The sequence below is a fragment of the Mesorhizobium sp. M0139 genome (assembly GCF_040322455.1).
In the GTDB taxonomy this organism is placed as follows: domain Bacteria; phylum Pseudomonadota; class Alphaproteobacteria; order Rhizobiales; family Rhizobiaceae; genus Mesorhizobium.
Genome location: NZ_JAMYTN010000019.1, coordinates 55639 through 78896, shown reverse-complemented (window position 1 = coordinate 78896; position 23258 = coordinate 55639). Strand labels below are relative to the sequence as shown.

The window sequence follows — 23258 nt, the reverse complement described above, 5'->3', positions numbered from 1 at the left end:
AATCCTTTCGAAATTTATCTCGCACCAAATGTGGTGGTTGAGCAGCCCTTCTTCAAGCAGAACTTGTGTCACGCTCCCGTGAGTCGGGCAAGGGCGTCATCCATCGCCTGCGCCGGCAGTTCGATAAGCCTCGGTGCCTCGGTGAACAGCAGTGCTGCCGTCACCGCGCGGCCGGGGTAAAGCGGCTGGAGCAGCGCGCGGTAGAGCGCCAGCTGCAGTATATAGGCCGGCGGCACCTGGGCCAGGCCTGCGGGCGCCGGCCGGTTGGTCTTGTAGTCGACGATCGATACGCGCCCGGGCGTCACCGCCAGCCGGTCGATCTTGCCGGAGATCGAGCGCAGCCTGCCCTTGACCTCGATACTGCCCATGACGGCCACTTCGGCGCGGGACGACGGCGAAAACAGCCCGGCAAAACGCGAATCTCTGAGGATCGCCATCACCGAAGCCAGCGCCTTGTTGCGCTCGGCCTCCGACCAGTCGGCGCCGGCTCGAATGAGATACTGCGCCGCCGCGCCTTGCCGTTCGTCTTCGGCAAAACCGGGCAGCATCTGCAGCAGCTTGTGCAGCGCCAGCCCGCGCATCACGGCAAAACCGGGCTCCGCTTCGCTGTCCAGCACCGGCGAACGCGTATCGACGACCGCCTCCTTGCCCTCGTCGATCAGCGCCGAAGCGCCGGAAGGCGATAGCGGGCGCGGCAGTTCTTCATAAGGCGGCAAAGGGCGAAACAGGTTTGCCGGCAAGAACGGCAAAAGCGGTTGCGGCAGCCGCGCCTCGTCGGCGGCTGCCAGCGCCACCGGCGGCAGCTTGGTGATGACGAAGCGATGCACCGGCTCGCCGCTGGCGGGATGATGGCGCTCCCTGCTTTCCGGCGCTGCCAGCAGCGCGCGGCTGACGATCGAATGCCAGGTGCCGGTGCTGGGCTGACGCTTGCCGTGATAGCCGCAGACGATCAGCCGGTCCTCGGCGCGTGTCATGCCGACATAGAGCAGCCGCCGGTATTCGTCGTCGGCAAGCTCCCGCGCCCTGGCCGAGGCCGCCTTGGAGAAGCCGTTGGCGACATCGGCGGCCGAGCGCCAGAGATAGCCCTTGCCGTCGAAATTGCGGCCCGAAGCGTCGAACGGCATGAGCCGCGGCAGATGCTGGTCGCTGAACGGCGCCGAACCGCCATCGACCAGGAAGACAACAGGCGCTTCCAGGCCCTTGGCGGCATGCACGGTCATGACGCGGACCTCGTCGCGCGTCTGGTCCATCTCGCGCTTGATCTCCGGGCCGGTGTTTTCCAGCGTCGCCAGGAAAGCCTCCAGCCCCGGCAAGCCGGTGCGTTCTTCGGCCAGACAGAAACTCAGGAACTCGTCGAGAATATCGCCGGCTTCCGGTCCAAGCCGGGCGATCATCTTCTTGCGCAGGCCGTCGCGCGCCAGCACCCCGGCGTAGAATTCGAACACCGGCCGGAACGCCGCCTCGTTGGCCCAGCCGTCGAGCCGGGCAACGACATCGGTCAGCGCGGTATTGTCGCCAGCATGCTGGCGTAATGAGGCGATCAGCGATGTTCCGGCTGGCCGTCCGGCGCCAAGCGTAAAAAGCGTCTCCTCCGACACGTCGAAAACCGGGCTGCGCAGCACGGCGGCGAGCGACAGGTCATCCTGCGGCTGGATGAGGAAATGGCCGAGTGCGATCAGGTCCTTGACCGCGATGTGGCCGGGCAGGCTCAGCCGGTCGGCGCCGGCGACGGGAATATCGCGGTCCTTCAGCGCGCGCGACAGCGCATGGACGAAGCGGTCGCGCTTGCGCACCAGCACAAGAATGTCGCCGGCCCTCAGCCTGCGTCCCTTGCCCTCGATGATCTCGCGGTCCTTGAGCCAGGTCTGGATGGTCGCAGCCACGTGCTCGGCCACCCGCACAGCCGGCGCGCTGGCATGATTGACCGGCAACGTCCAGTCGTCGGGCTCCTCGACGGCGTCAGCGCCGAGCGACGGCCAGACCTCGACATAGCCAGGCGCGTCGTTGCGGATCGCCTTGTGGTCGAGCGGATCGGGGTCATGGCTGATGCCGCGCCGCACGCCCGGATCGGCAAAGACGCGGTCGACGGCGGCAAGCACGTCGTCGGTCGACCGGAACGACCAGGTCAGTTTCAGGTCGGCAAACGAAGCATTGGCGGCGTTCACGCGTCCGGAAAACAAGAGCCGGCTGTCGGCGAAGGAATCCGGCGCGGCACCCTGAAAGGAATAGATCGACTGCTTTTCGTCGCCGACGGCGAACACCGTGCGATTGGTCGTGCCGCGCTGGCCGTGGCCGGCAAAGAACTCCTCCGCCAGCCGCTTCACCACCTCCCATTGGTCGGGGCTGGTGTCCTGCGCCTCGTCCAGCAGGATGTGGTCGATACCCTGGTCGAGCTTGTACTGCACCCAGGGGCCGGCATCGGGCCGCGCCAGAAGGTTGACGGTGCGGGTGATGAGGTCGTTGAAATCGAGAAAGCCGCGGCTGCGCTTCAGGCGCTCGTACCGCACGATCAGCCAGTCGGCTATGGTCAACGCCGCGACCGTGCCTTCCAGCATCCGGAACAGCGCCAGCCGGTCGGAGACGTCTGTTATCGACTTGACGGCCGCCAGATAGCGCTCGGGAAGGTCGGGCAGCCGGCCGAGCAGCGCCTTCTTGAACAACTTTGAGGGATCATAGGGGTCGCCATCGGCCTTGAGAAAGGCTTTGCCGAGCATCTGCAGCCGGCGGGTCGGGTCCGTCTCGGCAAAGGCCAAGCGGGCATAGGGCAAGAGATTGTTGAGCACGGTGCGGGCGTCGGTGGCCTCGGCGGCACTGGCGAACACTGCAAAGAAGTCCGGCAGGAAACCCGGCAGCGGCCATACCGATGCCGCTATGTCTTCGGCGCTCTGCCCGGGGCGAAAATGGAATTCGTCGAACAGGGCCTGAAAGCCGCCGCCGTCGCGCCGGACCGCACCGATGAAGCCGCGTAAGCCGTCGCGCTTGCGCACGATTTCGGCGAGCAGCGCATCGAGTCCGTGTTCGCCGCCGCGCTCCAGCACGGTGGCAAAGGCCTCGGCCAGTCCGGTGTCTCCGGCTGACGTGCCCGAAATCATGTCCCGGCGGGCGCCAGCAAACAGCGAGGCCTCCATCTGCGGATCGAGCATTTCGAAATGCGCCGGGATGTTGGCCTCCAGCGGAAACTGGTGCAGCACCGATTCGCAGAAGGCGTGGATGGTCTGGATCTTCAGCCCGCCCGGCGTTTCCAGCGCTTCGGCAAACAGCCGGCGCGCCCGCCGCATCGTGTCGCGGTCGGGTCGGCGGCCGTCCACCGCCTCAATCTTTGTGGCAAGCTCGGCATCGCCGAGCGCCGTCCATTCCGACAGGGTCGAGAACACGCGGTTCGACATGTTGGCGGCGGCCGCCCGCGTATAGGTCAGGCACAGGATCTTCGACGGATCGGTGCCGTTGAGCAGCAGCCGGATGACGCGCTGGGCCAGCACATGCGTCTTGCCCGAGCCGGCATTGGCGGACACCCAGGCCGAGTTCTTCGGGTCGGAGGCGCGCGCCTGGCTGGCGGCGGTTTCGCTGGGGATGGGATAGGCTTTTTTCATGCCTCCCCCGCCTCGTCATCGCTGTCGCCGCCGGCCGACCATTCGAGCACGCGCGCCAGATGGTCGTAATCGCCATCGCTCTCGCCCTCGCGAAAAGGCAGCGCCCGCGACAGATAGCCGGTCGTCGGATCGGCATAGTGGACCAGCAGCTTTTCCAACCGCGCCCAAGCCTCCTCGGCGAGGTCTTCGGCGGTCCGAGGCTGGCGGTTGTAGTCGAGGATGGATTCCTCGAACACTTCGCCATTCGGCTTCAGCCGCACGAATGCGAGCTGGGAGGGCTCGCGCGCGCCAAGCCCCTTGAAGGCGCCGCGCCGGAGCAGCGCCCCTTCGAGCGCCAGCTGTGGCGCCAGCAGCGTGTGGGCCTGCGCCTTGGACGGGGACGAGCCGGTCTTGTAGTCGAGAATGTCGGCCATGCCACCGGCCAAAAGGTCGACGCGGTCGGCATAGCCGGACAGCGTCACGCCGGTGCGGCCGACAGCGGTCTTTTCGGCGCGCTCCTCGGCATGCCGCCGGGCGACGGCGGGAGCGCGGCCGCGCTCCCATTCGATGATGTTGGCGGCAAGCTTTTCGAAGCGCGGCCACCACACAGCCTCGACGTCGGCGGGCAGGGCGATCTCGGCAAAGCAGGTCCGGCCGGCAGCGATGAGGCGTTCCAGAGCTTCGGGCGCGCGGGGATCCGCCACCTCTGTCGAGAACAGATGCAGGATGTCATGAAACAGCGTGCCGCGCTCGGCCGCACCGGGATCGCGGATCACCGGTTCGAGCGGCAGAAGGCTCAGAATACGCCTTGCATAGACCGCATAGGGGTCGCGTCGCAACGTCTCGATCGCGGTCACCGAGAAGTGGGTGGGCCGCATGCTCAGCGGCGGTTTCGGCTGCGGTCGCGGCGCGAAATGCTGCCGCTCGCCGGCATCGAGCGCGCGCGCCCAGGCAAGCAATTCGTCGCCGCGCCCGCGCAATGCGGCCGCCGGATCCTTGCCGATGAAGGTGAGGATGCGCTGCAGCCAGCGCGACGGCACCGCCGGTGCGTCGCCGGCTCGGGCGGAGCGCGTCAGCACCACCTTTTTCGCCCCCATCGCCATCTGGAAGTCGTGGGCGGCAAGGCCGATACGGCGCTCTGGCGGCTCGAGATCGATGCCGGTCTTCATCAACCGCGACATGAAGCGATCGCTTTCCGGCTTGCGTGGCCACACGCCTTCGTTCAGCCCGCCAATGACAAGCGTGTCGACGCTCTGCAGCCGTGCCTCCAGCGCGCCCCATATCGCGATGTTGCGGTCTGTGCCTTGCCCCGGCTTGACCGTTTCCGGTGCTACCAGCGCGTCCATCACATCAGGCCATTCGTCGGCCGGGAAGTCGAACGATGCAGACGCGGCGACCACACCGCGCAACAGCTCGGCGAGTTTCTCGCCGGCGTCGCCGGCATAAAATTCAGCCAGGCTGCCCTCCGCCGTGCGGCCGAGATTTTCCAGCGCGGCGACGCTCGCTCTGGTCAACGCGACGAGATCGGCGTTCTCTTCACCGCGAAAGGCGGTCAGCGGCGCCAGTGCCGTCACAAGCCGGCTCAGCATATCGCGGGCATCGTCGATGCCGCGCCCGCTCAGGCGCGAAAACCAGAAGGGCTGGCGCTTGTCCCCGCTCAGCCCGGCGAGACGCTCCTCGAACAGTGCTGGCAAAGAGGCGATGTCGGGGCGTCCGGTGCCGCCGCGCAGCGCCACGAGTTCGATGAGCTCGGCGGCATGGCGCACGCCGGTGCGCTCAAGTCCGAGCCCGAGCAGCGGATGCTTGAGCAGCGACAAAAGGCCGACGGGATCGCCGGGCCGGAATACCGCTTGAAGTGTGAGCCGCAGCAGGCTGGCGGCAGGCGTGTTGGCGAGCGGCGTGCCGCCGGAATCGTCGGCGATCACGCCGAAGCGCAACAGCTCGGCCGAGACGCGCCGCGCCAGCCAGCGGTCGCCGGTAACGAGCGCTGCCCTTAGTCCCGGCTGTTCCACGGCGGTTTTCAGCGCGATGGCGATCGCCGCCGCCTCGTCGCGTTCGCTGGCGGCTTCGATCAGCGTCACGTCGGCGAAGGCCTCGGCGATGTCTACGGCGTTGAAGCATATGCGGGTCTCGGCCCATAATTCCGTGGTCTCGGCCGGCCGCAGCGCCTCGCCGACAAGGGCCGCGCGGAGCGCCAGTGCGGGCTCGGCGGAGACCACTTCCTCGACATCGCCACGCAGCACGCCAATCTTGCCGATCAGCTTGGCCATGCCGTATTGCGGGTGGCCAAGCAGTGCCGGCCGCGCACCGGGCGCCCCAATCGCGGCAAAAGACGGTTCGTCCAGCATCCCATCGAGCCCGGGCAGCACCACGGCGCCGTTGGGCAGGCTGGCGACCGTGGCAAGCAGTTCGGCCGTGGCGGGAATAGAGCCCGTCGAGCCGGCGGCGATCACCGGGCCTTTGGGCGGGTTGCGTTCCAGCCGCTTCGCCTCGCGCCGGATCAGCGCATTGCGGTGCGCGGCCGGGTTGGAGCGGTCGCGCTCCTCCAGCAATTTCGGCCAGGCCTCGGTGACGATACGGAGGAAATCGAGCGTCACAAGCCACCATCCGGCAAGATTGCCGGTGACCAGATCGGCAAGCCTGGTCCAGTCCGTGCCTTCGGTTTCGATCTCGTCCATCAGCCGGGCGAGGTCGCGCGCCAGCCAGATCGCATCGGCGGCGGAGGCCGGCACGACGATCTCTTCGTTGAACATATCAAGGACATGCGCCGGCAAGGTGCGCTTCCAGGCCCGCACCAGCGGCGCCAGTAGCAGCAGGCGTTCGATGGCTGCGATCGGCGGCGCCATTTCAAGCTCGGTCGGCGTGCCGGCGTCGAAGGCGGCTTCGTCCTCGTCGAACTCTCCGAGCGGGCGGATGACCGGCAGGATCGCCGAACGGCGGCTCCCCCCCGGTCCCGAAAGCGCGTCGACAAAAGCGCCGCGCAGCGCACGGGCCGCGCGCCGTGTCGGCACATAGATGGTGACATCAGCCAGCGCCAGCGGATCGCCGTCGAACCGGAAGCCGGGCACCAGCCGTCCGGCCAGCAAGGCCTCGGCCAGAGTCGGCAGGAATGGCGCTCCGGGCGGGATCGAAAGAACGCGGCGCGCGCCGCTCATACCACCTTCGCGAGAGCTTCGGCGGCGGCCGCTTCCGCCTGCGGAATGGCGTCGGGAGTGCCGACGGTGATCCAGCTTCCGCGCATCTGCATGCCGAACAGACGGCCAGAGGCGATTGCCTTGTCGAAATAGGTGTTGAGCGAATGCGCCCCGGCCGGCGCATCCCTGAAGATGGCGGGATTGACGATTGCCGCTCCGGCATAGATCAACCCGGCCGGATCGCCTTTCGAGCGCCGCAGGCCGCCATCCGGCGCCATCAGGAAATCCGTGCCGACACCGTGTCCGGTGGCCGAGTCGAGATCGGTAAGCATCAGCAGAATATCCATTTTCGCGCCGTCCCATGCAAGGGCAAGGCGCTCGAGGCTGGGCTGGCCGCTGTCGATCCAGAACGTATCGGCGTTGATGATGTAGAAGGGGTCGCTGCCCAGCAGCGGCAATGCCTTGACGATGCCACCCGCCGAATTCAGCAGTGCGTCGCGCTCGTCGGAAATGACGATCTTTGGCGCCCGCCTGTGGGCGATATGGGCGACGATCTGGTCCGGCAGATAGTGCACGTTGACGATGGCTTTCTCGACGCCGGCCGCTTCGAGACTGTCCAGCCCCCAGTCGAGCAAGGTCCTGCCGGCGATCCGCACCAGCGGCTTCGGCATGGTGTCGGTGATCGGCCGCATGCGCTTGCCAAGACCCGCCGCCAGCACCATCGCTGTGGTCAAGGTCACGGGAGCCGTTCCTCCAGCAGGCCATGTGCCATGTAAAACTCCTTCAGCTGAGCCAGCGCCGGGTGCGCCAGCGCCCGCCTGAGATAATCGCGGATGCGCGGCAGGTGTCGGAGATAATAGGGCTTGCCGTCGCGCTTTTCGAGCCGCACGAAAATGCCGAGGATCTTCGAATTGCGCTGCGCCGCCATGATCGCATAGGCCGCGCGGAAGGCGTCCTCATCGAAGCCGCCGGCGGCGTGGCGCGCAGCGACATAGGCGTCCACGGTCCGCTGCTCGATATCGGGCGAAACGGTGACGCGGGCATCCATGGCCAGCGACGCAACGTCATAGGCCGCCGGACCCATCAGCGCGTCCTGGACGTCGACGATGCCGAGGCGGTCGTGGCCTTTGCGGTCACCGCGCCAGATGATGTTGGGCGAATGGAAGTCGCGCAGCATCAGCGTGTATTCCTGTGTGTCCAGCCGATCGAGAACCGCGTTCCATTCCCTGTGATAGCCGGCGCGTAAAGCCTCGCTTGCCGGGCTGCCGGTCACCATCGGCACATACCAATCGACCAAGAGATCGGCTTCGATCAGCATGGCGTCGCGATCGAAGGGCGGCACCTCGTGGAAGACGCCTGGGACGGCTTCCATGCGCTGCAGCCAGGTCTTGCCATGCATCATGGCCAGCAATTCGGCTGCTGCCGTGTAGCGCTCGGCCGCCGGCTCACCATTGCCGTCGAGAAAACCTTCCGAGCCCAGATGCTCCAGCAGCAGAAACCCTTGCTCGAGATCCTCGGCATGGATTTTTGGGACACTGACACCTTGCGCCAGCAGCGCCTTGTCGATGGCGACGAAGGCGGTGACCGACTGCGCGGTGTGGGCGATCACGGCATAGGGCTTGCCGTCGCGCACCGGCGGCCCCAGCACCAGCCGCGGCGAATTCATCAGCACGCGCGGCGCAAGGCCGGCGCGCGAGACGATCTCATAGGAGCGCGCCGAGGCGTCGCCGACGAAATGGCGCCGCGCGGCGTCGCCCCAACCGGCCGTTTTGAGGAAATCGCGCATCGCCAGCGATCGGGCCACGCGTTCGAAGGCAACGCCTTGGCCCGATAGTTTCGCCAGGCGGCCTTCGCCCTGATGGACGAGTTCGATCCAGATCGACGTCCTGGGCAGAGCGGCCTCCGCCCGTTCCGGCCACTCGACAAGGGCAGCGCCCTGCAGCAGCGCCTCGTCGAAACCCAGCTCGTCCATCTCGCCGGCCGAGGACAGGCGATAGAGATCGAAATGGTGCACGGGGATGCGCGTGTCGTAGCTTTGCACCAAGGTGAAGGTAGGGCTCGGCACATCGAGGCCGGCATCGTCGGCCAGCGCCCTGATCAGGGCCCGCGCCAGCGTCGACTTGCCGGCGCCGAGATCGCCCTTGAGCGCCAGCACGTCGCCCGGCCGCAGCGCCATGGCCAGGTCCTCGCCGAGCCTTGCGGTCGCAGCCTCGTCGGCGAGAAAACGCTCCAGCACAACAACGGTCATCGAGCGCGCTACTCGGCCGCGGCGCGGATGCCCGACGGTGCATCGGGGAAGGTGCAGATGACGGTGGTGCCCTTGTCCTTGCCGGTCTCGATGCGCACGCTGCCGCCGTGCAGCTCGACAAAGCTCTTGACGATCGACAGGCCTAAGCCCGCACCGCGCCGGCGCCCGCCATTGGTGCGCGGCTCGAAGCGGCGGAACACCGAATCGAGCAGGTCCGGCGGCATGCCGGGGCCGTTGTCATGGACGGAGAATTCCACACCTTGCTCCAAATGCCGGCAGGCAAGCGTGATAGTGCTCGCCTCCGGCGCGTAATTGGCGGCGTTGCTGAGCAGATTGTAGAGGATCTGGCGAACCCGGGTCTCGTCGCCGTGAAAACTCTTCGGCGCCGCAGCGGCGTCGATCCGGAGCTTGATCGAATGCTCTTGCAGCCGGTCGGCGACCAGTTCGGCCGCGGCCTCGATGGTGCGCTCGACGCTTACTTCCGAAATGTCGAGCTGCATGATGCCGGCGTCGACGGTGGCGAGGTCGAGTATGTCGTTGACGATGGTGAGCAGCACCGAGGATGACGAGCCGACATGCTCGACATATTCGCGCTGCTTTGGGCTGAGCGGCCCGGTCGCCGGCAGCGACAGAAGCTCGGTGAAGCCGATGATGTTGGTCAGCGGCGAGCGCAGCTCGTAGGAGACATGCTGCACGAACTCGTTCTTCAGCTGGTCGGATTTCTGCAGCGCTTCGTTCTTGTCCTTCAGCGCGCGCTCGACATTGACGCTGTCGGTGACGTCCACAAAGGTCATCATCACCTGGCCGTTGGGCAGCGGGATGACGGCGTAGCTGAGCACTGTGCCGTTCTTCAGTTCGGTCTGGCCATGGCGGTCGCGGCGCTCGTCGTCGAAACCGGTGATGGCGGCGACGAACCCGCCCCACGGGCTGTCGACGGCGCGCTGGTCGCTGAGATCGCGGATCGCCGAGACATGGACGTTGGGCTTGATCACATCCTGGCTCAGTCCCCACAGCGCGACAAAGGCCGGGTTCGACAGGCGCAGCCGCCCATCGGGACCGAACACGGCGACGCCTTCGGCCAGATTGTCGAGCGTTTCGCCCTGGACCCGCACCGCCGTCTGGTAGCGGCTTTCGAGGTCCATCTTCTCGGTCAGGTTCTCGAACACCCAGGTCACGCCGCCCTTCGGCTGCGGGTTGGCCACCACCCGGATGGTCTTGCCGTCGGGCAGATGCCACCAATGCTCTTGCGATTCCACCGCGCGGTAGGCGCCAAGCAGGCCTTCTTTCCAGCGCCGCCATTCCGGCTGCTCGGCGATCTTGCCTTCGCTGCGCAGCCGGTCGAGCAGCAGCGCATTGTCGGGCGCGCTGTGCAGGAAGCCCGGGTCCAGCCCCCACAGTTTCTGGAACGCCTGGTTGAAGAAGCGCAACTTCTCGTTGGCATCGAAGATCGCCACCGCCGTGTTGAGCTGGTCGAGCGTGTCGGCATGGCTGCGCACCGTGCGCTCATATTCGCCGCGAATGGTTTCGGTGGCGCTGGTGTCGCAGGCAAGACCGGCCGAGCCGTCGGCACCGGCGAAGTCGGTGACGGCGAACACCCGGCGGTCGCCCTCGATCACCGTCGACAGCGTCTGTTCGAAGATCGGGCGCGATTTGTGCTGCGCGGCGATCTGTTCGCGCGCTTGGGCGCCGAGGAATTCCTTGGCTTCGCGCACGGCGGTCTCGGCGTTCGGTGCCTCGACCGCTCCGGCATAGGCACGGTTGACCCATTTCAGCCGCCCGTCGGTGGCGCGCAGCCAGGCCGGCATCGGCAAGGCGTCGAGCAGGCCGATCATGGTCTCGTAGTCGGCGGCCAGACGCTGGTTCTCGATCTTCAGCCTGGCTTGGCTCCTCTGAGTTTCCGACAGCGAGACGAAGCGCACCAGCACATGCGCGGCGCTCTTGCGGCCATGCACTTCAAGCGGCGCCCCGGCCTGCGATTCGATCACGAGATCAAAGGGTTTCGCTTTCTCGCGCAGACCAGCGACGGCATTTTCGAGCGCCGCCGCCGAGCGCGGCATCAGCCAGCGGCCGAAGGCGAGGAAGGCTGCACGGTCGTCCGGCGCACCGCTTTCCAGCGGCAGCGTGCCGATCAGCTCCGGCTTCTTGTTCTCCGACGCCCAGACGATGACGCGCTGGTCACGCAGATTGAGCAGCGCCTCGGAGCGCTGCAGCGCCGCATTGATGTCGGCAATGCGGGCTCTGAGTTCGACATTCTGCGCCGAGGTGCGGGCTCTTTCGCGGATCAGGAAGATGGCCGAGACCAGTGCCGCGCCCATGACGCCGACGAACATGGCGAGCTGGATGACTTCGACCGCGCTGACCGACAGTCCGGCCTTCTGCGCAATGGCCGGCTCGGCATGGGCGGCAAACGAGGTGAGCGGGCCGGCAAGAGCTGAGGTGGCAAGAAAGCCGGCGGTGCGGGCGCCAACGCGCCTCTTCAGGCCACCGCCTGTCGTGACGGAGCCATTGCTATCGGAATCGTCATGGCCGCCGGAAACGGCCGATCCCGCGCGAGGCGGGTTTTCCCCCGGCATGCCTTGGTCCTCTTCGCCGCCTGAATGCAAGACCGCCTAGATCAGGATCACGTTTGATGAAACGCCCTTCTGACCTAACTCTTTTCTAAAGAGCATGATCTTTTCCGAAAACCGCTTCCCACTTTTCGCTGACGCGGTCCTTCGGTTCGAATCATGCTCTCGATGCGTACGCCGGCCTCGTCCCCGGCCCACGAATCAGCACAATAGCGCGTGCTGGAATCGGCGTGAAGAATCATCCGCGCAAAAAAGAAGCCGGGCGAAAAGTCAATCGCCCGGCTTCAATATCTAGTGGTAAACGCCGCTTTGGCTAATAGCGGTAGTGTTCCGGCTTGAACGGACCCTGCGGGGTCACGCCGATATAGGCGGCCTGTTCGCCGGAAAGTTCGGTCAGGCGGGCTCCAAGCTTGTCGAGATGCAGACGCGCCACCTTCTCGTCGAGGTGCTTGGGCAGCACATAGACCTGGTTCTGGTACTGGCCGGGCTTGGTGTAGAGCTCGATCTGCGCCAGCACCTGATTGGTGAACGAAGCCGACATCACGAAGCTCGGATGACCGGTCGCGTTGCCGAGGTTGAGCAGGCGCCCCTCGGACAGCAGGATCATCCGCTTGCCGTCCGGGAAGGTTATCATGTCGACCTGCGGCTTGACGTTGGTCCATTGCAGGTTGCGCAGCGACGCGACCTGGATCTCATTGTCGAAGTGGCCAATATTGCCGACGATCACCATGTCCTTCATCGAGCGCATGTGGTCGAGGGTGACCACATCCTTGTTGCCGGTGGTGGTGATGACGATGTCGGCGGTCGGTGCGGCATCTTCCAGCGTGACGACTTCAAAGCCGTCCATCGCCGCCTGCAGCGCGCAGATCGGATCGACTTCGGTGACCTTGACGCGGGCGCCGGCGCCCTTGAGCGAAGCCGACGAGCCCTTGCCGACGTCGCCGTAGCCGCAGACGACCGCAACCTTGCCGGCCATCATGGTGTCGGTGCCGCGGCGGATGCCGTCGACCAGCGATTCCTTGCAGCCATATTTGTTGTCGAACTTCGACTTGGTGACCGAGTCGTTGACGTTGATCGCCGGGAAGGGCAGCAGGCCCTTCTTCTGCAGCTGGTAGAGTCGGTTGACACCCGTGGTCGTCTCTTCGGTGACGCCGCGGATGGCTTCCTTCTGCTTGGTGAAGAACCCGGGCGAAGCCTTCAGCCGCTTCTTGACCTGGGCGTAGAAGTATTCCTCTTCCTCGCTCTGCGGGTTGGACAGCACGTCCTCGCCGGCTTCGGCGCGGGCGCCGATCAGTATGTACATGGTGGCGTCGCCGCCATCGTCGAGGATCATGTTGGAAAGGCCGCCATCGGCCCACTGGAAGATCCTGTCGGTGTAGTCCCAGTACTCCTCGAGCGACTCGCCCTTGACGGCGAACACCGGGATGCCGGCCTCGGCGATGGCCGCGGCCGCATGGTCCTGGGTCGAGAAGATGTTGCACGAGGCCCAGCGGATATCGGCGCCAAGCGCCTTCAGCGTCTCGATCAGCACCGCCGTCTGGATGGTCATGTGCAGCGAGCCGGTGATGCGCGCACCTTTCAACGGCTTCTTGTCGCCGAATTCCTCGCGGCAGGCCATCAGGCCCGGCATTTCGGTTTCGGCGATATCGAGTTCCTTGCGGCCCCAGCCGGCAAGCGAGATGTCGGCGACCACATAGTCCTTGCTACCTGTCATGGCAGTGCTCCGGTGTGATTTGTCTTCAGAATGCGCCTGCGCCACACGGCGCGTCGAAGGGCGCGGAATGCCGGCCTGACTAGCAGATCGCCGCCAAGACGACAATGGGATATAAAGAAATCTTTATGCGCGTATGTGTTTACGGGGATGCATGCCGCCCAAAAGTATCCCGCGGTTTTGGGACAACGGCGTTCAAAGCAAAAACTTCAGCACTCTTCGCCGAAGCGCGAGGCGACCAGCTGCTCCAGCGCGTCCATCGCCGCTGCGGCTTCAGCGCCGCTGGCTGTGACGCGGATCGAATAACCGGGGCTCGCCGCCAGCATCATCAGCCCCATGATCGAGGTGCCGCCGACCTTGAGACCATCCTTCTCGACATGGACGGTGGCGTCGAAGCCGCTGGCGACCTGGACGAACTTCGCCGAGGCTCGCGCATGCAGGCCGCGCTGGTTGACGATCGGGAACTCGCGCACGATCTCACCGGGCGACAGCGCGTTCATTTGCTGCTCAGCAGCTGACTTGCGACGTTGATGTATTTGCGCCCCGCAGCCTGCGCCTCGTCGAGCGCGGTCGCCATGTTGTCGCCCTTGCGGATCGACGACAGCTTGATCAGCATCGGCAGGTTCATGCCGGCGATGACCTCGGTGCGACCGGATTCCATCACCGAAATGGCAAGGTTGGAAGGCGTGCCGCCGAACATATCGGTCAGAACGATGACCCCGGTCCCGGTGTCGACGCGGCCGACGGCGTCGACGATATCGCGCCTACGCTGCTCCATATCGTCATCGGCGCCGATTGCCACGGTTTCGAAATTGTCTTGTGGCCCCACGACATGTTCCACGGCATGGCGGAACTCGGCGGCCAGTTGACCGTGCGTTACAAGCACGAGTCCGATCATTCTATGGTGGCTCCCGTCATCGCCGCTTCACAGGCGCTTTTTATGCTCGCCGGCCATCCCAGGCGGCGGGAGCGCTATCTTGTCGACGCGCGGCGCGTTGACAAGCCCAAAATTGCGTCGGCCATGGCCAATTTGACGCATTGCAGCAAAAAACCGGCGGCGGATCATACGAAAGGCGCAATCGCCAGCCGCGCCATTACCGCCGGCAAAGCCGCAGTGACGTTGCGCTGAACGAGGTCGATGCGCGGCACCACACAGCCGGCAATGGTCGCGCTCGCCTCTTCCTGGAAACGCTCCACAGCGTTTGCGGCAACCAGCTGGATCGTAAGGTCGATGACCCCCACGGGTTCGAACAAAAGCGGCTTCGGACCAAGCCCGGGCACCTCTGCGAGGCCGGCAATGCTGGCGGGCGCATGGCAGACCAGCCGCCCGAAACGCGCCGCGACAAACAGCTGGTCGTCGCCGATCAGCCGCGCAAACAGCCCGAGCCGGCTGAAATGGTCGATGAGCGCCAGCGCCAGCGTTGTCTTGCCCGAGCCGGACGGCCCGGTGATCAGGACGCCCCGCTCCCCAATCAGGACTGCGGTGGCATGGATGTTCTCGGGTTCCGCGGTGGGATCGGGCATACGCAGCCGCGATCAGCCTTCGGCCGGCAGCGTGACGACGAAGCGCGCGCCCTTGATGTCGCCGGGCTTGGTGCCGGGGATGTTCTCGGCGGTCAGCGTGCCGCCATGGGCTTCGACGATCTGCCTGGATATCGACAGGCCAAGCCCCGAATTCTGGCCGAACGCCTCGCCCGCCGGGCGGTCGGTGTAGAAGCGCTCGAAGATGCGGTCGATGGCGTCCGGGCGGATGCCGGGGCCGTTGTCGTCGACGGTGACGATGTTGACCTTGCCCGCGCGTGCCAGCGAAATGGCGATATGGCCGTGGTCCTCCGGCACGAAGGAGCGGGCATTCTCGATCAGATTGGTGATGACCTGGCCGATCCTCAGATCATGGCCGGTGACGAAATAACCTTTGACGCCTTGCGGCAGCTTGGCGGCCTTGAACTCGATCTCGACAGCCTTTTTGTTGCGCGTCGCCTCGCGCGACACGGCGACGAGGTCGGTGATGAATTTCTTCAAATCGACCGTGGCGGCATCCTCACGCGCCAGTTCGGCGTCGAGGCGCGAGGCATCGGAAATGTCGGTGATCAGCCGGTCGAGACGCCGGACATCGTGCTGGATGATCTCCATCAGCCTGCCGCGTGAATTGTCGTTCTTGGCAAGCGGCAAGGTCTCCACCGCGCTGCGCAGCGAGGTCAGCGGGTTCTTCAGCTCGTGCGAGACATCGGCGGCGAAGCTTTCGATCGCCTCGATGCGGGCATAGAGCGCATTGGTCATGTCGCGCACCGCGACCGACAAATTGCCGATCTCGTCCTGGCGGTCGGAAAAGTCGGGGATCTCCTCGCGGCTCTTGACGCCGCGCCGCACCCGCACTGCCGCCGCCGATAGCCGGCGCAGCGGATTGGCGATGGTGGATGCGAGCAGCATCGACAGGATTGCGGTGACCAGGGCGGCGATGCCGAACACGCGCAAAATAGCCTTGCGCTCGGCGGCGACGATCTTGTCGATGTCGCCGCCTTCCGTCGACAGCATCAGCACGCCGAGAACGGCGCGGAAGCGCTGGATCGGCACCGCCACCGAAACGATCTGCTCGCCCTGTTCGCTCACCCGCACGATCGTCGACGGACTGCCGGTCAGCGCCTTGACCACTTCCGGGAAGGCCGCACCGTTGCCGCCGGGCTGCTCATGGTAGACGGGCAGGTCCTTGTTGCGGAAGAAGTCGAAGACGAATTTCTGCACGCGCTCCAGCATATCCGGCTGCTCGTCCTCGACCGGAGGCAGGTCGTAGCGCAGGATCTGGCCGCGCGAGTAGAGATGGCGCGAATCGAGCAGCAGATTGGCGTCGCGGTCATAGATGCGGGCCCGGGTGCGCGTCGGCGAAATCAGCCGCCGCAGCACCGGCGCGACGCGCTCGGGGTTGATCGGGAAATCCAGATTGTCGAGCTGGTCTGAGCCCGGCCCGAGGCTTTCACCGGCCTGCAGTTCGAGCAGTTTTTCCGGATCGATGCTGATCGAATCGGTCTCGACCGTCGCCGACGCGGCAATGGCGCCGGCGATGATCTCGCCCTGCGTCATCAGGCTTTCGACGCGGGCATCGATCAGCCCGTCACGGAAGGTGTTAAGATAGAGGATGCCGGTGACCAGCACGGCGAGGCCGGCCAGGTTGAGGAACAGGATGCGCCGGGTCAGGCTGGAAAAGATGTGGTGGCCGAGGAAGCGGCGCATCGGCACCGTCAACCTCGACAGGAATGCGGGCAGAATCCGCGACCGCCTGACAGCGCTCGTTCGTCTGCTCCGCTGTACATCCACTGCCATCGAATAGCAGCTCCCGCCTAGTCTTTGGTTTTATGCATGTCGTCGTCCCAAAAACGCGACCACTTTTGGGCGACATGCATCAACTCAAGCTTCGCGGAACCGGTATCCGACTCCGTAAAGGGTTTCGATCATTTCGAAGTCGTCATCGACGGCCTTGAACTTCTTGCGCAGCCGCTTGATGTGGCTATCGATGGTGCGGTCGTCGACATAGACCTGCTCATCATAGGCCGAATCCATCAGCGCATCACGGCTTTTTACCACGCCGGGGCGCTGCGCCAACGAGTGCAGGATGAGAAATTCGGTGACCGTCAGCGTCACCGGCTCGCCCTTCCAGGTGCAGGTATGGCGTTCCTGGTCCATGACCAGCTGCCCGCGTTCCAGCGAACGGGCCTGCTGGCTGGGCGCCTTTGCCGCAGCTTCGCGGGCGCTGGCGCGGCGCAGCACGGCGCGCACCCGCTCGACCAGCAGGCGCTGCGAGAACGGTTTGCGGATGAAATCATCGGCGCCCATCTTGAGGCCGAAAAGCTCATCGATCTCATCGTCCTTCGAGGTCAGGAAGATCACCGGCAGGTCCGACTTCTGCCGCATCCGGCGCAACAGCTCCATGCCGTCCATGCGCGGCATCTTGATGTCGAGGATGGCGAGATTCGGCGGCCGCGCCGCCAGGCCTTCCAGCGCCGACGCACCATCCGTGTAGGTCTCGACGCGATACCCCTCGGACTCGAGGGCGATCGACACCGATGTCAGAATGTTGCGGTCGTCATCGACAAGCGCGATTGTTGCCATTTCAAGCGGCTCCCTCATGAGCTGTCCCTTCTGTCTTAGAGAAGGGGCTTTTGCAGGACAAATTAGGTACAAAATGTGGCACAGGCTCCACCCGCTGTCGCGGACGGCTTGCCGGCGGCCCCATCGGAACCTCTACACGGGTTGGACGATCACTGTGTGCCAATCCTTTGGGCAACCACTGCGATTTTTTGCACATATAAACGATTTAAACAACTTTCAAAATTTTTAAATCGATTAATGATTTGATATCATTTGGGTTTTCTGGTTCTCACCGTCTCAGCCCCTAACGCGGGCTCGCCGGAAACGCGCCGGCAAAGTGCGGCGAATCCAGAAGAAGGGACCCTTGATGTCGGAAGTCGGCAAACGCAATTCTGCTTGCGCGATCGATCGTATCGGCCTGAAAACCACCGGCACGGTGCATTATAATTTTGGTGCGGCCGCCCTTTATGAGGCAGCGATCCGCCGTGGCGAGGCCCGGTTGACCGCCGGCGGCGCGCTGCTTGCCGAGACCGGCCAGCACACCGGCCGCTCGCCCAAGGACAAGTTTGTCGTCCGCGATGGCGCCACCGAGCCCCATGTCTGGTGGGACAACAACAAGGCGATTTCGGCGGGCCAGTTCGAAATGCTGCTCGCCGATTTCCTTGTCCACGCCGCGAATAGGGATCTCTATGTGCAGGACCTCGTCGGCGGCGCCGATGCCGAGCTGAAGCTGCCGACGCGGGTCATCACCGAATTCGCCTGGCACTCGCTGTTCATCCGCAATCTTTTGATCCGCCCGCAGGCCGCCGAGCTCGAGGATTTCGTGCCGGAGATGACGATCATCGACCTGCCGTCCTTCCGCGCCGATCCGGCCCGTCACGGCAGCCGCACCGATACGGTGATTGCGGTCGATCTCGCCCGCAAGATCGTGCTGATCGGCGGCACTTCCTATGCCGGCGAGATGAAGAAGTCGGTGTTCACCATGCTGAACTATCTGCTGCCGGAAAAGGGCGTCATGCCGATGCACTGCTCGGCCAATGAGGGCCCGGGCGGCGACGCAGCGATCTTCTTCGGCCTGTCGGGCACCGGCAAGACGACGCTGTCGGCCGATCCGTCACGTACGCTCATCGGCGACGACGAGCACGGCTGGGGACCGCACGGCATCTTCAACTTCGAAGGCGGCTGCTACGCCAAGACGATCCGGCTGTCGGCCGAGGCCGAGCCGGAGATTTTCGCCACCACGCAGCGTTTCGGCACGGTGCTGGAAAATGTCGTGCTCGACGCCGACCGCGTGCCGGACTTCAACGACGGCCGGCTCACCGAAAACACGCGCTGCGCCTATCCGCTCGACTTCATTCCCAATGCCTCGAAGAGCGGACGCGCCAGCCATCCGAAAAACATCATCATGCTGACCGCCGATGCCTTCGGCATCATGCCGCCGATCGCACGGCTGACCCCGGCGCAGGCGATGTATCACTTCCTCTCCGGCTACACCGCCAAGGTGGCCGGCACCGAGAAGGGCGTTACCGAGCCGGAAGCGACTTTCTCGACCTGCTTCGGCGCCCCGTTCATGCCGCGCCACCCCAAGGAATACGGCAATCTGCTGCGCGAGCTGATCGCCCGCCACGGCGCCGATTGCTGGCTGGTCAACACCGGCTGGACCGGCGGCGCCTACGGCACCGGCAAGCGCATGCCGATCAAGGCGACGCGCGCCTTGCTGGCCGCAGCGCTTGACGGTTCGCTGAAGGCGTCCGGTTTCCGCACCGACGCCAATTTCGGCTTCGAGGTGCCGGTTGCTGTGCCTGGCGTCGACAGCGCCATTCTCGACCCGCGTTCGACCTGGGCCGACAAGGCAGCCTATGACCGGCAGGCAGCGCGATTGGTCGGCATGTTCGCCGTCAACTTCGAGAAATTCGAGAGCCATGTCGATGCCGTCGTGCTCGGCGCAGCACCCCGCCTGCAGGAAGCTGCGGAATAGTCCAGGCATCTTCACCGAAGCATCCTTGAAAGGCGCGGTCTCGATCGGGCCTTTTCTTTTTTGGTCCGCCGCGCCATGACTGCGGCATGCCTATCGACGACATCATCATATCAGACGAAGCCGTAATCCATCCGGGCGACCTGCACGAGGATTTCATCCGCTCGTCGGGTCCCGGCGGCCAGAACGTCAACAAGGTGGCGACCGCCGTCCAATTGCGCTTCGACGCCGCCAATGCAGCTGGCCTGTCCGAACGCGTGCGCGCGCGCATGATCAAGCTCGCCGGCCAGCGCGCCACCAAGGACGGCGTCATCGTCATCGAGGCCGGCCGCTTCCGCACCCAGGAGCAGAACCGGGCCGATGCCCGGGCAAGGCTGACGGCGCTGGTCGCCAAGGCCGCGGAACCGCCGCCGCCGCCGCGCAAGAAGACCAGGCCGTCGAAAGGCTCGGTGGAGCGGCGGCTGCAAAGCAAGGCAGGGCGCGGCACGATCAAAAAGCTGCGCGGCCGGGTAGAGAACGACTAAGGACCGCGCCGACTGCGTGCATAAAGCGGCCTCCCCTGCCGCAGCCGCAAGGTTTCACCATTGCCACAGAAAGGGAGGCCGACAACGGTGGCTTTCGGGTCGCCGTTTCTGATTGGCGGTGGCATGGTTTCAGTATCAACCGGAGGCGAAGTCATGCTCGTTCTGCCCAAAGGCGTCCGCCACATGCCTGGTTATCTGTCCCGCGCGGCGCAGGAAGCGCTGGTCGAAGAGGTGAGGACAATTGTACAGCGGGCGCCGCTGTACGTGCCGGCGATGCCGCGGACCGGTAAGGAGATGAGCGTGCGCATGACCAATTGCGGCACGCTCGGCTGGGTCACCGACAAGGAGCTGGGCTATCGCTACCAGCCAACGCACCCACTCACCGGAGAGCCATGGCCGCCGATCCCGGACGCGCTGCTGCAATTGTGGCGGGAGGTCGCCGCCTATCCGAATCCGCCGGAGGCCTGCCTGGTCAATTTCTATACGCAGGACGCCAAAATGGGTCTGCACCAGGATCGCGACGAAGCCGATTTCTCGGCCCCAGTGGTCTCGGTGTCGCTTGGCGACGATTGCCTGTTCCGGGTCGGCCAAGTGACGGGCAGGGGGGCCACACGCGACGGCGGCACCAAATCGTTCCGCCTGAAAAGCGGCGACGTCGTCGTGCTCGGCGGCGAAGGCCGGCTCTGCTTCCATGGCGTCGACCGCATCTACCCGTCGACATCGGCGCTGCTGAAAAATGGCGGCAGGATCAATCTGACGCTGCGGCGGGTGACCTTGCCTTGAAGAGGTGAGAGTGCATTCTTGCACTTACTGAACCACTGACCTTGCGAATGAAAAATCCCTAACGGAATTTAAGGTTTCGGCCGCTAGTCTGCGCCAAAACGTCATCATTCCCGGTGTGGATACCATGCTCGAAATCGAATCCGAAGTGATTTGGCGCTACATTCGAAATGCCGCATGGCGCACGGTTTCGATCGCCCGCTCGGATGCATCGCTCTACCTGTTCATTGGCATCTACACTGCAACGGGGCTGGGGTTTCTGGCTTGGGTCGGCGCGCTCCATCGCACCGCATACCAGACCTACGTGCCGATATGGCTTATGGTTTTCGGTTTCGTGCTGCCGGCGGTATCGCTTCTCCTGGAAACCGGCTGGCTTTTGCATCGATTTGAGCGTCGGCGGAAATTTGCTGCGGGCAAGATGTTCTCAGCCGAGCGGATGGCGGTTCTCTTTTCCGGCATATGTCTGTTGATGGGCATCATGATTTTCCAAAGCACCTTCACCTCGGTCAAGAACGGCATGTCCGTCCTGTGGAAAGGTTTCCCCTATGATCGCGCCTTGGCGGATATCGATGCCTATCTGCATTTCGGCACTGATCCGTGGCGATGGCTCTACGTTATCGGCAAGCATGACTGGGTACGGGAATCCGTCGGATGGAACTACGACATGCTGTGGTTCATCATTTGCTACAGCATGCTGTTTTTCATGGTCACGTCACCACGCACCACGCATCTGAAGAGACGCTATGTGCTGTCCTTCATGGTGGTGTGGGTGGTCGTCGGAAACATCCTGGCCGGGCTGTTCATGTCGGCCGGACCGGCGTTCTACGGCTATGTCACCGGCGATGTGCCACGCTTCGGTGAACAGCTTTCGTTTCTTGCGCAAAGCCCGTCGGCGAGTTCCGCCGCCGTGTACCAGCAGTATCTGTGGACGCTCCAGACCGAGGGTGTGACTGGACTCGCGTCGGGAATATCGGCATTTCCAAGCGTTCATGTCGCCTTGATCACCCTGAATGCGGTGTATACCTGGGAGTACGACCAGCGGTTGGGCGCCATCGCATTTCTGTATGTCGCCTTCATAGTCGCGAGTTCGGTCTATCTTGGTTGGCACTATGCGATCGATGGTTATGCGGCGGTCGCGCTCACGATCGCCCTATGTGCGGCCGTCCGCAAGCTGGTACCCGACGGCGAAATCCTGATGCCAGGCCCGGCCCGGCAATCGGCGGCTGGCGGCAGCCGCCCGGAGGCGGCCGTCACAGTTTCCTGAGCGCCACTTCCTCGACAAGATGATTGGCGCCCTTGCGCAGGATGAGGTCGGCCCGCGCCCGTGTCGGCACGATGTTCTCGCGCAGGTTTTTCAGGTTGATGTTGGCCCACAAGCCTTCCGCAATGGCGCGCGCGGCGTCTTCCGAAAGCTGCGAATAGCGGTGGAAGAAGGAGTCCGGATTGCGGAACGCCGTCTCGCGCAGGCGCATGAAGCGGGCGATGTACCATTGGTGGATCAGCTTTTCGTCGGCATCTATATAAATGGCGAAATCGAAGAAATCCGACAGGAACGGCACGATCTTGCCGTCCTTCGGCAATTTGCCGGGTTGCAGAACGTTGATGCCTTCGAAGATCAGAATGTCGGGCCGGTCGATGGTGACGAACTCGCCGGGAATGACGTCATAGGTCAAATGCGAATAGACGGGCGCGCGGACATTGCGCTGCGCCGACTTGATGCCCGAGAGGAAACGCAGCAGCGCACCGACATCGTAGCTGTCGGGAAAGCCCTTGCGCTCCATCAGATTGTCGCGTCGCAACACCTTGTTGGGCAGCAGGAACCCGTCGGTAGTGATGAGATCGACCTTGGGGCTCGACGGCCAGCGCGCCAGAAGCTCCTTCAGCACGCGCGCCGTGGTCGATTTGCCGACCGCAACCGAACCGGCAATGCCGATGATGAACGGTGTCTTGACCACATCCAGCGCGTTGAAGAAGGCCTGGCGCTGGCGAAACAGCAGCTGGCTGGCCTCGACATGCGCCGAAAGCAGCCGCGAGAGCGACAGATAGATGCGCTTGACTTCTTCCAGGTCGACCGGATCGTTCAACGAGCGCAGACGGTTGATCTCGTCTTCGCCCAGCGTCATCGGCGTGTCGGCGCGGAAGTTCGACCATTGCTCGGCCGAGAAGAAACGATAGGGGGAATATTTCTCGGTCGGAGCGAGCTGGTCCATCGAGTTTCCTGCCCTCTAGAGCATGAGGCCGAAAAGTGTGAAGCGGTTTTCGGGCGACATCATGCTCCCTCTATCAATTTAGAGACGGATTCAGATTTCAGGCCTCGGCCCGAAATCATCCGGCTCTAGCGGTCAGCCTTTCGGCCGGGATGCCTTTTCAGTGACGCCCGAACGGCCGGTGCGGCCCTCAAGCTCCTTCAGCACCTCGCCCAGCGAAACGCCGGCCATGCCAAGCACGACGAGCCAATGATATATGAGATCGGCACTTTCGGAAACGAGGGCTTTCTCGTCGCCCTTGACGGCGGCAATGACGGTCTCGACTGCCTCTTCACCAAGCTTCTGCGCCGCCTTGTCGATGCCTTTGGCGAACAGTTTTGCCGTCCACGAGTCCGGGTCGCCGGAACGGGCGCGTTCGCCAATGATCGTTTCCAGATCGGACAGCGAAAATTCAGCCATG

At 64.3% G+C, this 23258-nt stretch carries 17 protein-coding genes; 4 read left to right on the top strand and 13 right to left on the bottom strand.

The genetic code is table 11. The features are described from left to right. Positions 1 to 68: 68 nt before the first annotated feature. The 11 genes from addA to NKJ58_RS26855 all read right to left on the bottom strand — a co-directional run bounded on the left by addA (position 69) and on the right by NKJ58_RS26855 (position 17333). Positions 69 to 3590: a double-strand break repair helicase AddA gene (addA, locus tag NKJ58_RS26905; protein ID WP_023741290.1), complete on the bottom strand. Its 3522-nt coding sequence runs from the start codon at positions 3588 to 3590 to the stop codon at positions 69 to 71. Beyond that, on the bottom strand, positions 3587 to 6724 hold the full coding sequence (addB, locus tag NKJ58_RS26900; RefSeq protein WP_286440518.1) for a double-strand break repair protein AddB: 3138 nt from the start codon (positions 6722 to 6724) through the stop codon (positions 3587 to 3589). The genes addA and addB overlap by 4 nt, the downstream gene beginning before the upstream one ends. Then, on the bottom strand, positions 6721 to 7425 hold the full coding sequence (locus NKJ58_RS26895; RefSeq protein WP_031197320.1) for a nucleotidyltransferase family protein: 705 nt from the start codon (positions 7423 to 7425) through the stop codon (positions 6721 to 6723). Before NKJ58_RS26895 ends, addB begins: the two co-directional genes overlap by 4 nt. Before the next feature lie 14 nt (positions 7426 to 7439). After that, positions 7440 to 8951, bottom strand: a complete 1512-nt coding sequence (tsaE, locus tag NKJ58_RS26890; protein ID WP_023681400.1) for a tRNA (adenosine(37)-N6)-threonylcarbamoyltransferase complex ATPase subunit type 1 TsaE — start codon at positions 8949 to 8951, stop codon at positions 7440 to 7442. Positions 8952 to 8959: 8 nt separating this feature from the next. Continuing rightward, positions 8960 to 11524 carry a sensor histidine kinase gene (locus NKJ58_RS26885; RefSeq protein ID WP_023672300.1) on the bottom strand — a complete coding sequence of 855 codons (2565 nt, stop codon included), beginning with the start codon at positions 11522 to 11524 and terminating at the stop codon, positions 8960 to 8962. A 307-nt stretch (positions 11525 to 11831) separates the two neighbouring features. After that, on the bottom strand, positions 11832 to 13232 hold the full coding sequence (gene ahcY / locus NKJ58_RS26880; protein ID WP_023681401.1) for an adenosylhomocysteinase: 1401 nt from the start codon (positions 13230 to 13232) through the stop codon (positions 11832 to 11834). Positions 13233 to 13438: 206 nt separating this feature from the next. Continuing rightward, positions 13439 to 13729: an HPr family phosphocarrier protein gene (locus NKJ58_RS26875; protein WP_023672303.1), complete on the bottom strand. Its 291-nt coding sequence runs from the start codon at positions 13727 to 13729 to the stop codon at positions 13439 to 13441. After that, positions 13726 to 14127 (bottom strand): PTS sugar transporter subunit IIA, encoded by a 402-nt coding sequence (locus NKJ58_RS26870; RefSeq protein WP_023672304.1) that lies wholly within the window; start codon positions 14125 to 14127, stop codon positions 13726 to 13728. Before NKJ58_RS26870 ends, NKJ58_RS26875 begins: the two co-directional genes overlap by 4 nt. A gap of 164 nt (positions 14128 to 14291) precedes the next feature. After that, complete coding sequence (locus NKJ58_RS26865) at positions 14292 to 14753, bottom strand: HPr kinase/phosphorylase (RefSeq protein WP_023681402.1); 462 nt, start codon at positions 14751 to 14753, stop codon at positions 14292 to 14294. A gap of 12 nt (positions 14754 to 14765) precedes the next feature. Further along, positions 14766 to 16547: a sensor histidine kinase gene (locus tag NKJ58_RS26860; RefSeq protein WP_023681403.1), complete on the bottom strand. Its 1782-nt coding sequence runs from the start codon at positions 16545 to 16547 to the stop codon at positions 14766 to 14768. Positions 16548 to 16631: 84 nt separating this feature from the next. Next, positions 16632 to 17333 carry a response regulator transcription factor gene (locus NKJ58_RS26855; RefSeq protein WP_010912942.1) on the bottom strand — a complete coding sequence of 234 codons (702 nt, stop codon included), beginning with the start codon at positions 17331 to 17333 and terminating at the stop codon, positions 16632 to 16634. Between the two features lie 346 nt (positions 17334 to 17679). Between NKJ58_RS26855 and NKJ58_RS26850 the strand changes: the two genes are divergently transcribed. The 4 genes from NKJ58_RS26850 (at position 17680) to NKJ58_RS26835 (ending at position 21855) form a co-directional block, all read left to right on the top strand. After that, the gene (locus NKJ58_RS26850; protein ID WP_023714500.1) at positions 17680 to 19290 is read left to right on the top strand and encodes a phosphoenolpyruvate carboxykinase; all 1611 of its coding nucleotides are present in this window, start codon (positions 17680 to 17682) and stop codon (positions 19288 to 19290) included. A gap of 86 nt (positions 19291 to 19376) precedes the next feature. Beyond that, on the top strand, positions 19377 to 19811 hold the full coding sequence (gene arfB / locus NKJ58_RS26845) for an alternative ribosome rescue aminoacyl-tRNA hydrolase ArfB (protein WP_023681405.1): 435 nt from the start codon (positions 19377 to 19379) through the stop codon (positions 19809 to 19811). A gap of 153 nt (positions 19812 to 19964) precedes the next feature. Continuing rightward, entirely contained in the window at positions 19965 to 20594 is a 630-nt protein-coding gene (locus tag NKJ58_RS26840) for an alpha-ketoglutarate-dependent dioxygenase AlkB family protein (protein WP_023681406.1), read from the top strand. A gap of 124 nt (positions 20595 to 20718) precedes the next feature. Next, the gene (locus tag NKJ58_RS26835) at positions 20719 to 21855 is read left to right on the top strand and encodes a phosphatase PAP2 family protein (protein WP_023681407.1); all 1137 of its coding nucleotides are present in this window, start codon (positions 20719 to 20721) and stop codon (positions 21853 to 21855) included. On the opposite strand, the gene coaA is transcribed toward NKJ58_RS26835, so the two are convergent. Both coaA and NKJ58_RS26825 read right to left on the bottom strand, forming a co-directional pair. Then, positions 21842 to 22801, bottom strand: a complete 960-nt coding sequence (coaA, locus tag NKJ58_RS26830) for a type I pantothenate kinase (RefSeq protein ID WP_023672313.1) — start codon at positions 22799 to 22801, stop codon at positions 21842 to 21844. The two genes, NKJ58_RS26835 and coaA, sit on opposite strands and share 14 nt — an antisense overlap. A 132-nt stretch (positions 22802 to 22933) precedes the next feature. Next, positions 22934 to 23257 carry a phosphoribosyl-ATP diphosphatase gene (locus tag NKJ58_RS26825; RefSeq protein ID WP_023681408.1) on the bottom strand — a complete coding sequence of 108 codons (324 nt, stop codon included), beginning with the start codon at positions 23255 to 23257 and terminating at the stop codon, positions 22934 to 22936. Between the last annotated feature and the right edge of the window lies 1 nt (position 23258).

Excerpts from the sequence above, each read along its gene's own strand:
- addA (WP_023741290.1), bottom strand. The coding sequence starts at position 3,590 with ATGAAAAAAGCCTATCCCATCCCCAGCGAAACCGCCGCCAGCCAGGCG.
- addB (WP_286440518.1), bottom strand. The coding sequence starts at position 6,724 with ATGAGCGGCGCGCGCCGCGTTCTTTCGATCCCGCCCGGAGCGCCATTC.
- NKJ58_RS26895 (WP_031197320.1), bottom strand. The coding sequence starts at position 7,425 with ATGGTGCTGGCGGCGGGTCTTGGCAAGCGCATGCGGCCGATCACCGAC.
- tsaE (WP_023681400.1), bottom strand. The coding sequence starts at position 8,951 with ATGACCGTTGTTGTGCTGGAGCGTTTTCTCGCCGACGAGGCTGCGACC.
- NKJ58_RS26885 (WP_023672300.1), bottom strand. The coding sequence starts at position 11,524 with ATGCCGGGGGAAAACCCGCCTCGCGCGGGATCGGCCGTTTCCGGCGGC.
- ahcY (WP_023681401.1), bottom strand. The coding sequence starts at position 13,232 with ATGACAGGTAGCAAGGACTATGTGGTCGCCGACATCTCGCTTGCCGGC.
- NKJ58_RS26875 (WP_023672303.1), bottom strand. The coding sequence starts at position 13,729 with ATGAACGCGCTGTCGCCCGGTGAGATCGTGCGCGAGTTCCCGATCGTC.
- NKJ58_RS26870 (WP_023672304.1), bottom strand. The coding sequence starts at position 14,127 with ATGATCGGACTCGTGCTTGTAACGCACGGTCAACTGGCCGCCGAGTTC.
- NKJ58_RS26865 (WP_023681402.1), bottom strand. The coding sequence starts at position 14,753 with ATGCCCGATCCCACCGCGGAACCCGAGAACATCCATGCCACCGCAGTC.
- NKJ58_RS26860 (WP_023681403.1), bottom strand. The coding sequence starts at position 16,547 with ATGGCAGTGGATGTACAGCGGAGCAGACGAACGAGCGCTGTCAGGCGG.
- NKJ58_RS26855 (WP_010912942.1), bottom strand. The coding sequence starts at position 17,333 with ATGGCAACAATCGCGCTTGTCGATGACGACCGCAACATTCTGACATCG.
- NKJ58_RS26850 (WP_023714500.1), top strand. The coding sequence starts at position 17,680 with ATGTCGGAAGTCGGCAAACGCAATTCTGCTTGCGCGATCGATCGTATC.
- arfB (WP_023681405.1), top strand. The coding sequence starts at position 19,377 with ATGCCTATCGACGACATCATCATATCAGACGAAGCCGTAATCCATCCG.
- NKJ58_RS26840 (WP_023681406.1), top strand. The coding sequence starts at position 19,965 with ATGCTCGTTCTGCCCAAAGGCGTCCGCCACATGCCTGGTTATCTGTCC.
- NKJ58_RS26835 (WP_023681407.1), top strand. The coding sequence starts at position 20,719 with ATGCTCGAAATCGAATCCGAAGTGATTTGGCGCTACATTCGAAATGCC.
- coaA (WP_023672313.1), bottom strand. The coding sequence starts at position 22,801 with ATGGACCAGCTCGCTCCGACCGAGAAATATTCCCCCTATCGTTTCTTC.
- NKJ58_RS26825 (WP_023681408.1), bottom strand. The coding sequence starts at position 23,257 with ATGGCTGAATTTTCGCTGTCCGATCTGGAAACGATCATTGGCGAACGC.